Consider the following 10,421-nt stretch of genomic DNA (forward strand, 5'->3'; position numbering starts at 1 on the left):
CTATGGAGGAGGATCTTTTCTGATTCCCTGGGTCGTTTTTCTGTTCGCCAGTGCTATTACGCTTATGATCGCGGAGTTAGCATTAGGCAAGACCACGCGCCGGGGTCCGGCGGGAGCAATCGGTCAACTGGTCGACAAGCGCTTCAACTGGCTCGGGGTGTTCGTCGGCCTAGTCACCTGCTTCATCATGTTCTATTACTCGGTCGTCACCGGCTGGTGTATTCGCTACTTCGTGGCGACGCTCTCGACTCCATTGTTCTCCCTGAACGCGGAAGAATACTGGAACCGCTTCACCTCCCATCCGGTGGAGCCGGTCGTCTTCCATGCCGTCGCTATGCTCGCGGGCTGTTTCATTATTTATCGAGGGGTGGTGCGGGGTATCGAGCGAACGAACCGTATCTTGATCCCGTTGCTGTTTCTGCTCCTCGTCGTCGCGACCTTGCGGGCGGTTACGCTTCCCGGCGCGAGCCGCGGCCTCGCCTACCTCTTCACGCCCAACTGGAGCGAGCTCCTGAACTATCAGGTCTGGCTCGCCGCGCTCACGCAATCTGCCTGGAGCACCGGAGCGGGGTGGGGTCTGGTGATGACCTACGGCGTCTACTTCCGCAAGAAGGATACCTTTACCCTGACGACCTTCACGACCGCTTTCGGGGACAACTCGGCGTCGCTCCTCGCGGGCATCGCCGTCATGTGCACGGTATTCGCCATTCTTCCCGAGGACCAGGCCCGCCTCGCGCTCGGCGCGGGGAACGAGGGCCTGACTTTCATCTGGCTTCCACAGCTCTTCGGATCGATCCCCGGCGGCCGTTTCTTCCTTCCTCTGTTCTTCCTGGCGCTGAGCTTTGCCGCGATCTCGTCCCTGATCGCGATGCTCGAGATGGCTTCGCGAATGGCCATGGATTTGGGTCTGCCCCGTGCCAAGGCAGTGCCCACCGTGGGCGCCGTGGCGTTCGTCCTGGGGCTCCCCTCCGCCTGGTACATGGGCTTTTTCAAGAACCAGGACTGGGTGTGGGGTATCGGCCTGATGGTCTCCGGCCTCTTCATCGCGATCGCGGTGATCAAATACGGCGCTTCGCGATTTCGCACCGAGCTCGTCAACACCGCGGAGGAGAGCTGGCCCATCGGCCCCTGGTTCGTCTGGGTTCTCACCATCCTCGTGCCCCTCGAGTTCGTTGCCATGGTCGCCTGGTGGTTCTATCAATCGGCGACCCAGTTCGACCCCGAAGGCTGGTGGAAACTGTTCAGTGAATCCAGCGTGGGGACCGCGGTGATCCAGATCGTCGCGCTCGCATTGATCCTGTTTCTCACGAATGCCTGGTGGGTGCGACGTCTGAGGAGAACCAGCGAGTAACCGTGTGACGCTTTCGCTTAGCCCCAGGGACGAAGCGCTCCTCGCCGGCGAGCTGGGACCGGCGGCCCGATTGGCGATGTCGATCCTGGTCCGGATGGCGCGCGTTTACGACGCGCAAGCCATGCTCGATATTACTGGAGCGCACGTGGACAGCACGATCTACGTGGGCGATGCCGGACTCGAGTTTGCCGAGAGACTCGCCGATCTCGGGGCGCGCGTCAGTGTTCCCACGACCCTCAATGTAAGCGGCCTCGACGAGCACCATTGGCGCGAATGGACCGTCCCGGCGGACTGGGCGGAGAAGGCTCACCGCCAGATGGTCGCCTATCAGAGTATGGGAACGATACCGACCTGGACCTGCGCTCCCTATCAAACCGAGCACGCTCCGAAGCTCGGACAGCAAGTCGCCTGGGGGGAGTCGAACGCGATCATCTATGCGAACTCGGTACTGGGCGCGCGGACGGAACGCTATCCCGACTTTCTCGATATCTGCGCCGCCATCACGGGTCGCGTGCCCGCGGTGGGCCTTCATCTCGATGCCAACCGGGTAGGACAGGTCGTGCTCGACCTGTCGGCGGTTCCCCGAGAGCACGCCGAGCGTGACGATTTCTACCCCGTTCTCGGATATCTCATGGGACGGCTCGCGGAAGACCGCATACCGGTTCTCGCCGGACTCTCGGCAACTCCGAGCCAGGATCAACTGAAAGCGCTCGGAGCGGCAGCGGCTTCATCTGGTAGCGTCGGGCTGTTCCACCTGGTCGGTGTCACTCCCGAAGCTCCGACACTCGCACGAGCGCTCGGAGGTCGAGCTCCGGAAAAGACGATGCGGATCTCGATGTCGGAGCTGCGGAGCGCCCGGGAGGCGCTCACGACGGCGACGGGTGAAGAACTGGACCTCGTGGTGCTCGGAAGCCCTCATTTCTCCCTCGACGAGCTCCGACGGCTCGCTCCCCTGCTCGAGGGAAAGACGTGCCATCCCGACATCACGTTCCTGGTGACGACGAGCCGGATGGTGAGCCAGCTTGCGCGACGCGCCGGACTGCTGGAATCCCTCGGAGCGTTCGGCGGCCGAGTAACCGTCGACACATGTATCCTGGCAACCCCGATGCTTCCCAAGAGCGTCAAGAGACTCATGACGAGCTCGGGGAAGTACGCTTTCTACTCGCCGGGTCTACTCGACGTCGAGGTCGCCTTCGGCAGTCTCGAGGAATGCGTGCGCTCTGCGGTCGAGGGTCGTGTCGTCCGGTTGCCGTCCCCTTGGGACGAATGAGCATGAGCAATCATCGCCTTGAAATCGACTCAGGCCGGCGTCACATGAAAGCCCTGCTCGCCGAAATGGGGGTCGAACGCGAAGGCGGAACGGAGTCCGAGGCGTCTCATGACCTGGAAGCTGGTGCAGTCCACGAAGCTCAAGCTCCTTCGGCCCGCCGCAAGAACCGCTTCGAGCGCGGTACGGTGATCGTCGGCCGATACCCATTCGATCTCGAGCGCCGGCATCACATCGTTCGCGAGAAGACGCGTCGCCTCCATTCCCAATCGGCTCTGAACCAGCGCCATTGTTTCCACCAGAATGTAGTTGGAGGTTAGCAGCACCTCCGACCCGGAGAGGCACGCCTTCCAGTGCGCGCTGGCTCGCACGTGAAACTCGTCATCGCGGTCCATCGTCGCATAGAGAGCCGAGGTGTCGACGAAGAGGCTCACTCGCGGTAGGCGTCAGCGAGGTAGTCGTCGTGACGCCTGCCGACGTCCGTTTTCCCGGACCCGAACCGTCCCGCCGCTTCGAGAGCACGGCGCCTTCGCTCTTCGAAGCTGGGAGCGATTTCCGCGGCGACGTAGGCATCGACGGCCCGGCGGACGAGCTCGGCGACCGAGACGTTCAGGCGACGCGCCTTCGAACGCAGGATGTTCAGTTGTTCCTGGGTTAGCTGTATCTGCGTTCGGGTCACTTACATCATGATACCATATTAGCAACCATGTTATCATTCACGTTAGCTCGCATCGCCGGCCCGGCGTCACCCGGCAATGGGTGCGTACCTCGCCGGACCGATGCACGCCGTAAGACGATTCTATTCACTCAAACGATGTAGTGGTCACCCGCGAACCGTCTCGAAGCGCGCGACGAGGCGCGGGATCCTGCGGCTAGGCTCCGCCGCGAAACGTCCAGCCCAGCAGGAGCATCCCCACGGCGGCGATCCAGCTACCGGCGACCCGAACCGCGATTCGTGCCCAGGGAACCTTCAAGGAAACGACGAATGCCGACACCAGAGCCACGATGGAGAAGACCGCACACCCGATACCGACAAGTCCGGTGAAGCTGAGCCCTGCTTGCGACATGGCGGTGCCGTTTAGATATCCATGCGGCAGACCCAGTGCCAATCCAAGCCCCGCCACGACCGGCAGGGGCAACGCGCGATCGGCAGCGACCAATGCCCCGAGTATCAGCAATGTGACCGCGGTGAGAATCGGCAAGGACGCCTCGGTCGCGTGCTGCAGACCAAACAAACCACCTGCCAACCACGCGCCGGTGAGCACGAACAAGGACCAGCGCCCATAACGCGGTCCACGCAGGCCAGCGAGAAGCGCCAAGCCCATGACGGGAACCAGGTCTTCGGGAGTCAGCAATAAATGATAGAGCCCATCATAGAAGCGTCCGAACCCAGTGTTGACGAGATGGGCGCTGGCATTCGCCGGCTGAAGCCAAACCAAAAGTGCCGCGGCCCCGACTCCCAGTCGGGAGAGCTTCCTCGCGTCCCGTCTCACGCGAGAGCCCTCCACAGGAATGCCAGACCACCCAGGGTCACTAGAACGCCCGCCCCACGAAGCGCAAGCTTCCCCACCGACCAGCGGTGGACGAGGCCCATCGTAATCCCCGTGGCGTGGAGGAGGCCGGTGGAAACGACGAACCCGATGCTATAAAGAAGACCGCTCTGGCCCGGGGGAAGCTCCGTACCATGGGCGTGACCATGAAAGATGGCGAAAGCTCCCACGATCACGGCCGCCACCCAAGATGGGGGCTGAGCTTCCCGTGAGATCAAAAGCCCCAAGACGACCGCCGACAAGGCGATCCCGATCTCAACCGCGGGAAGAGACACACCGAGAAGACCCAGCATGCCACCGAGGGCCATTACCATGGGGAAAGTAACCGGAAGCAGCCAAACCGCGGGCGCACCGAGCTGTGCGCCCCAGAGACCGACCGAGATCATCGCCAGCACGTGATCGAGGCCAGAGACGGGATGGCTCAGCCCGCTCCAGAAGCCGTCGGCCTCGCCACCGAGCACGTGTGCGGTCGCGAGCTGCGGCAACGAGAGCGCGGCGGTGGTGACGGTAACGACGAGACGCGAATCGACAGGATGCGTGCTCACGGCGCTCCTCCGAACAGCATCGCCGAGCGCTGGATTGCCCAGAAAGCACCCAGGGTGCCCACGACATAACCGGGCACCAGCTCCGCCCAACGCGGCCACCGGATCTCGAGCGTCCGGAAGGAACGTTCCATCAGCAGAACGAGCACCACGAACAGCAGTTGACCGATCTCGACGCCAAAGTTGAAAAGCAGCAGGGCCAGTGGAATCTCGGCGCGAGGCAGCCCCATTGCCGTCAAGCCGCTCGCAAAGCCGAAACCGTGCAGTAGACCGAATGCAAAGGCAACCACCCACGGGTGGCGAATGGTGAAGCTAGTCTCCCCACGCCACGAACGCACGATCTCGGGGCCCAGAAAAAGAATGCTCAGCGCGATCGCAGCATTGAGGGGCAGAACCGGGGCACTTGCATAACCTAAGGTGGCAATCGCCAGAGTAGCACTGTGGGCGAGCGTGAAGGACGTGATGGTCTTTAGAAGCATCCAGCGGTCCTTGACGATGAGAAGCAGCCCCAGGACGAAGAGAAGATGATCGATTCCCAAAACGATGTGCTCGATGCCGAGGGTGACGTAAGCTCCTGGCCCCTGACTCTGCCCTCCAATGACCGCCGAAGGAGAAGCGGGTTTCAGAAGATGCGTCTCCGTCGCGCCGTTGGCGTGGTGCACGCGAACCAGCACGTCGGTCAAAGTGGCTTCCAGACCGACAACCGCGATCGACTTCCCGGGAATTCCCCCGTCACAAACCAGCGTGGTGCGCCAGAGGAGTGCTCCCGGGAGCATCTGCTGGTCTCCCATGCCTTCCAGCGTGCATTCCTCCGGGAAAGCGGGGTTGATCCGCAGTCGCAACTCGCCGAGGGCGGGCTGCTTCCACAGCATTTCGAAGCGATTCGGCGCCACCTCTCGGAGCTCGAGGAATCCCGGCCGCGCTTCGTGCGCGTCGGCGCGCCCCGACACGCACAAGAGGACTGTTAGAAGAACGGCAAACGGTTTCATGGCGCGGGCTCCGCGGCGTTTTTAGCACCCTGAACCCATTCGGGAATCTCCACGGTTACCGTGTAGCGCTCCCGGAACTTTTGGTAGATAGCCTGGTTTGCTTCGCGACGACGGGCGCTCGACCACTCTCGCTCCACGGCCTCACGGATTTCCTCGAGCTCGGGAATCCGACCGGGTGCGAAGTCTCGCACCAACACGAGGTGGACCCCGTAACCCGACTCCAGGGGCCCGGTCCACTCCCCCACCGCCGCCTGCGTCAGCGCGCCGGCGAAACCCTGTCCGAAGAGGCTTTCGACGTCGCGGCCGCTAACCGATTCGAAGTCTTCCGGCACGAGAATCGGATCCCCGTACGCACTGGGATCTCCACCTGCGCGCAATCGATCGAGCACGCTGGTCGCTTCGGCGGTGATGGAGTCGCCTCTTCGATCTCGGCTGAAGTAAATGTGTCGAAAGCTGACTCGTGGCTCGACGCGGAAAGGCTCAGGATTCCCACGCAAGAACTGTTGCAGCTGTTCGTCGGTAGGATCGGACGCCGGAATCAAGTCCTCGGCCAAGAACTCGATCTTCTGCCGCAGGCGGCGACGGATGATGGTATCGCCCTGGTCCAAACCCATGGCCATCGCCTCCCGAAACAGCACTTCCTCGCGAATGTAATCCTCAATCAACGCCTCGAGCTCTACACGGGTGGGAGATCGTTGCCAGGTCTTGCCGAAAATCTCGACCATCTGATCGATTTGACCGGGGCTGACGACGATTCGACTGTCCGCTGCGGGACCACCTCCGCTCACGCCATACCAGAGGAACAAGCCAGCGCCGAGAACGAGGAAGTGGACCAGTGGCTCGCGTAACAACGGCTTCATGAAGTTACCTGCGTCATCGCGGATCCGGAGTCTACCAAAACGGCATGACGCACGGCATCATCGGCAAGCACGAGCGGAGGCCCGCAACGCACGTCAGCGCGTGATTGCTTCGAGCGGCACGACACTCGCCAGACGTCGCTGAGGGCGACGGCGGCTTCGACCTCCCCTGCCGGATGGACAACCGATACCAGTCGACGATGACCGTCAGACGTTGTCGGGCAAATCGTAACCGACCCAGCGCCGACGACGTTCCATAACATCGCGCAACCACGACTTGATTGTGCGAAAACTCACGCGTGGTCAACTCCGTAGTAGGAGTTACCACCTTGCTCCGCGCACGGGGCACCTTCTACGGTTTGTGGTTTTCGGGAGCTACGTGAAGGAGAAAGAAGCGCCAAACGATGTTGACTTGATTCTCGCGATGGACGACGGATTCGAGCTAGAGAATGCTCCGCTCGAAACGCGCAGTCTCTTCGACCACGCGGTGCCGGCGCTCGTTATGGCGCAAGCATCTTCTGGCTCAAGCCCTCGGTGCTAATCGGTAAAAAACTGGAAAATTTCCTTACCTCTTGGCAAACGAAGCGCGATGGCTCGCTTCGAGGAATCGTCGAGATTGCAACATGATTCAGAATGACGAAGAGCTCGAGGTGACGCGAGGGCGCATCGAACAGTTTCAAGATGGTTGTCGCAGATTCGCGAAAAGGCCGGTTCGAAGGAGTTTGACTTCATGGGCAAGAGGCTATCGATTGGAAATCGAAAGGATGCAGGCCGAGGTGATGGACTACCTTCTCCGCCCAGTCCAAATCGAGGATGGCTGAACCGAACGGTCGGTAGGGTTACGTTACCGGAACGCCGCCTGCGCATTAGGGGGTCGCCGAAGCCGGGCGCTCAACCTGTCGCTTCACGTGATCGAAGTAGCTGCGTACGGCGTCGCGCGAGCGGGTGCGGATAATCGGCCGCAGGAACAATCTCTTGAAGCCGGTCATACCGTCGTTGCGCGATCGAGTGATCGAGATGAGTGATGCGCCGTGTCCGGCTCCTCGGTCGTCGTCGACGAGAAAACGCAGCTCGAGCGTGGTGTGGAAGTAGTGGCTCGCGTAGAGCTGCTTGATCGCAATCGCGTACCTCACGCCTGACGGCGGCGGGCTCCCACCCAGCGTATAGATGGTGACATGGTTCACCCGTATCGTCGGCTTGAGACCGAAATCGACCACAGTCCAGTAGAAGAAGTCTTCGGCGCCCGTGAGACGGCCGTGCGGGTAGTCGTCGAGATGTGCCAGGAGCTCGGGCACGGGAACCGGGAGCGGGTCGCTGCTGGCGAGAAGCCCACGAAACTGCTCGGCCACGAACAGAGGCTCGTCGCCATCGTCGTAGTGTCCGAGTGCAGCGTTGCCCTCCGTCTGATACGCGCGAACCAGGTCGAAGATCATCTTGCGGGTCACGTCGTCGGCCTGGCTCGCCGCGTTTGGCGACGACCAGTCCACTTCGTCCCGGAACCGGCGCATCGCCGCTGCCGAGAGCTTCACGTCGCAGTCGCCGGGACGACAGGTGCGCAACGTCGTGACGTCCGTCCGCGGTAGCGTCAGCGACGCCGGATCCTCGAGCATCGGAGGACTGCCGAAATGCCCGATTTGGGGAATGCCGGGACCACTCTCGAATCGCACGATATCGCGGAACCGCTCGACAAACTTCCCGGAGGGAGCGTCGAGGTACACTGCTCCGATGTGCGCAAGCTCCCCACGGAACGGTGCGTCGAGGCTCTTGATCACAGCGGAGCCCGTGTCGATCGCCCGCAAATCGGCGGCCGAGAATCTCAACTTTTGAGTCAATAAGTTTTCCACGATCGAGCCGGACGGTGTTGCAAGTGAGGAAACGGACATCAGTACGGCCGCTCCCAACCCATGGCCGAGGAGGACGCGCGTGTGCAATGGTTCGTTTCCTGAGGTTCACGGCGCTCATTGTCTCACGCTGTCTCGGGTGCGCGGGAGATGAAGGCTCAGAGCAGCATCGGCCGATACCGTGCTGCAACACGCCTGCGCCCGTCTGTTGAAAGAGCCTCTCCAAGTCAACCCGGGCACCTTTTCGAATGGCATAGGTGCTATTGTCATTCCTCGACGGCGGACGAACGTGGGCACGGGGTATCGCGACGGACAGCGGCCCGCGCGAACGATCTGCACTCTCGCTCGCTGTATCGGCAAAGCCCGCCCGCCCGGCGTCAAATGCGATCCAGTCGGTTCGCCTCTCGACGCGCGGGCAGCCACATCAAGAGTGCGAGACCCGTCACCGCGGAAGCGACTGATGCCAAGAAGATGCCTAATTTGGCGCTGTCGATCAGACTCTTGCTGAAGGCCAGGTTGGCGATGAACAGGGCCATCGTGAAGCCGATCCCGGCGAGGAGGCCGCCACCAGCCACTAGCCTCCAGCCGAGCTCCGGGGGGCGTATCGCGATGCCGGAGCGCACCGCCAGCCAGCTGAACGTCAGAACACCAATGGGTTTACCGAGAGCGAACCCGACGAACACCGCCACCGTGACCGAATTGCCGAAATCACCCAACGATAGCGGCAACCCGGCGTTGGCGAATGCAAAGAGCGGCATGATGACGAAACCGACCCACGGGTGGAGCGCAATCTCCAACCGTTCGACCGGGGACAACGATTCGCGCGCGGCGATCTCTGCCACCTGCAATGTCTGTCGGTCTTTTGTGCTACCACTCGCCTCGTTACCCGCTGGATGAGCGACGACCTGGCCCAACAGGGAATACAAACGCTCATCGCTGACCCATCTGCGGACCGGTGTGAGCAAACCGAGTATCACGCCAGTGATCGTTGCGTGGATGCCGGACGCATCCACAGCGAGCCAGACGAGGCCCCCCACCAGAAAATAGAGCGGAATGCTTCGGACGCCGACCAACGCCATTGCAACCACGATCGCGACGCCAACTAAACCCGCGGCGAGCGCACCCCACGAAATGTGACTACTGTAGCCGATCGCCACGACGAGAATGGCACCTATGTCGTCAACAATCGCCAACGAAAGCATGAACACGCGCAGGCTGTGGGGAATGCGCGACCCCAAAAGCGCCAGGCAACCGATGACGAGCGCGGTGTCGGTCGCCATGACCGTGCCCCAACCGGTCTCGCCGGGATGGCCCGATTGCAGCGTTCGATACAACACCGCGGGCACGAGCATGCCACCGAGGGCAGCCGCAATCGACAGCGCGGCCGCCCGTGGGTTCTTCAGCTCGCCCAGGGCCAACTCTCGCTTGAGCTCCAAGGCGACAAGGAAGAAAAACAACGTCATCAACCCGTCGTTGATCCAATCTCTCAACGAACGGGCGAACTCGAAAGAGCCGAACTGAAAACCTACCCGGGTCTCCCAAACATTCGAAAAAAGATGAGCCCACTGGGAGTTGGATAGAACCAGAGCCGAGACAGTGAATAGCAGAAGAACAACGCCGCCGGCGGTCTCGATGAGCAAGAACCGCGCGAACGGTTTTGTCAGGCGATCGACGAGTACTCTCGGCAGCCGGGAGAGAGCTCCATCAACATGCGGATCTTCACTCATAGCGCGAGACTCAAAGGCTTCGAAAGGTCACGTCTGATGGGCGGCTATCCCCGGTTCACCGGGTTGTGACCGCAGGCAGAGCGTCGGTTCCCCGCACACCGGCGCTGTGAGTCCTCCCCTGGCGCTCGACGGCGCCACACATCCGGGTGCGGGTTGCGCTCTGGGCAAGCGATTCCTTTACCGGGTGCAACTGCGAAAGGTTCGACTTCGACGCTTCCAGGAAAGCCTCGAGCGAAGACGCGGTAAGCACGTTGACTTGTCGCTTCTCAGCGACAGGATGGTAGGTCCAGATGGGCG

Annotated in this window: 11 protein-coding genes; 2 read left to right on the forward strand and 9 right to left on the reverse strand. The window is 61.8% G+C overall.

Annotated features, from left to right (window positions below; genetic code table 11):
• Positions 1-1,351, forward strand: a 1,351-nt coding sequence (locus tag VEK15_06445; GenBank protein ID HXV60316.1) for a sodium-dependent transporter, incomplete at its 5' end; no start/stop codon positions are given.
• Between the two features lie 4 nt (positions 1,352-1,355).
• The gene (locus VEK15_06450) at positions 1,356-2,621 is read left to right on the forward strand and encodes an aconitase X catalytic domain-containing protein (protein ID HXV60317.1); all 1,266 of its coding nucleotides are present in this window, start codon (positions 1,356-1,358) and stop codon (positions 2,619-2,621) included.
• 29 nt (positions 2,622-2,650) lie between these two features.
• On the opposite strand, the gene VEK15_06455 is transcribed toward VEK15_06450, so the two are convergent.
• The 9 genes from VEK15_06455 to VEK15_06495 all read right to left on the reverse strand — a co-directional run.
• Positions 2,651-3,052, reverse strand: coding sequence for a PIN domain-containing protein (locus VEK15_06455; protein ID HXV60318.1), 402 nt, complete (start codon positions 3,050-3,052; stop codon positions 2,651-2,653).
• Positions 3,049-3,297 carry a ribbon-helix-helix protein, CopG family gene (locus tag VEK15_06460; GenBank protein HXV60319.1) on the reverse strand — a complete coding sequence of 83 codons (249 nt, stop codon included), beginning with the start codon at positions 3,295-3,297 and terminating at the stop codon, positions 3,049-3,051. Before VEK15_06460 ends, VEK15_06455 begins: the two co-directional genes overlap by 4 nt.
• 193 nt (positions 3,298-3,490) lie before the next feature.
• Positions 3,491-4,111: a HupE/UreJ family protein gene (locus VEK15_06465; protein HXV60320.1), complete on the reverse strand. Its 621-nt coding sequence runs from the start codon at positions 4,109-4,111 to the stop codon at positions 3,491-3,493.
• The gene (locus VEK15_06470; protein HXV60321.1) at positions 4,108-4,653 is read right to left on the reverse strand and encodes a HupE/UreJ family protein; all 546 of its coding nucleotides are present in this window, start codon (positions 4,651-4,653) and stop codon (positions 4,108-4,110) included. Before VEK15_06470 ends, VEK15_06465 begins: the two co-directional genes overlap by 4 nt.
• 56 nt (positions 4,654-4,709) lie before the next feature.
• Positions 4,710-5,699, reverse strand: a complete 990-nt coding sequence (locus VEK15_06475) for a HupE/UreJ family protein (protein HXV60322.1) — start codon at positions 5,697-5,699, stop codon at positions 4,710-4,712.
• Positions 5,696-6,559 (reverse strand): peptidylprolyl isomerase, encoded by an 864-nt coding sequence (locus VEK15_06480; protein ID HXV60323.1) that lies wholly within the window; start codon positions 6,557-6,559, stop codon positions 5,696-5,698. The genes VEK15_06475 and VEK15_06480 overlap by 4 nt, the downstream gene beginning before the upstream one ends.
• Before the next feature lie 863 nt (positions 6,560-7,422).
• Positions 7,423-8,376, reverse strand: a complete 954-nt coding sequence (locus VEK15_06485) for a hypothetical protein (protein HXV60324.1) — start codon at positions 8,374-8,376, stop codon at positions 7,423-7,425.
• A 398-nt stretch (positions 8,377-8,774) separates the two neighbouring features.
• Positions 8,775-10,124, reverse strand: coding sequence for a Na+/H+ antiporter NhaA (gene nhaA / locus VEK15_06490; GenBank protein HXV60325.1), 1,350 nt, complete (start codon positions 10,122-10,124; stop codon positions 8,775-8,777).
• A 55-nt stretch (positions 10,125-10,179) separates the two neighbouring features.
• On the reverse strand, positions 10,180-10,421 hold a 242-nt coding region (locus tag VEK15_06495), incomplete at its 5' end, for a hypothetical protein (GenBank protein HXV60326.1).

Source organism: Vicinamibacteria bacterium (assembly GCA_035620555.1).
GTDB lineage: Bacteria > Acidobacteriota > Vicinamibacteria > Marinacidobacterales > SMYC01 > DASPGQ01.

What these genes read in the sequence shown, in the direction of transcription:
- VEK15_06475 (HXV60322.1), bottom strand. Translation starts at nt 5,699, where the DNA reads ATGAAACCGTTTGCCGTTCTTCTAACAGTCCTCTTGTGCGTGTCGGGG.
- VEK15_06480 (HXV60323.1), bottom strand. Translation starts at nt 6,559, where the DNA reads ATGAAGCCGTTGTTACGCGAGCCACTGGTCCACTTCCTCGTTCTCGGC.
- nhaA (HXV60325.1), bottom strand. Translation starts at nt 10,124, where the DNA reads ATGAGTGAAGATCCGCATGTTGATGGAGCTCTCTCCCGGCTGCCGAGA.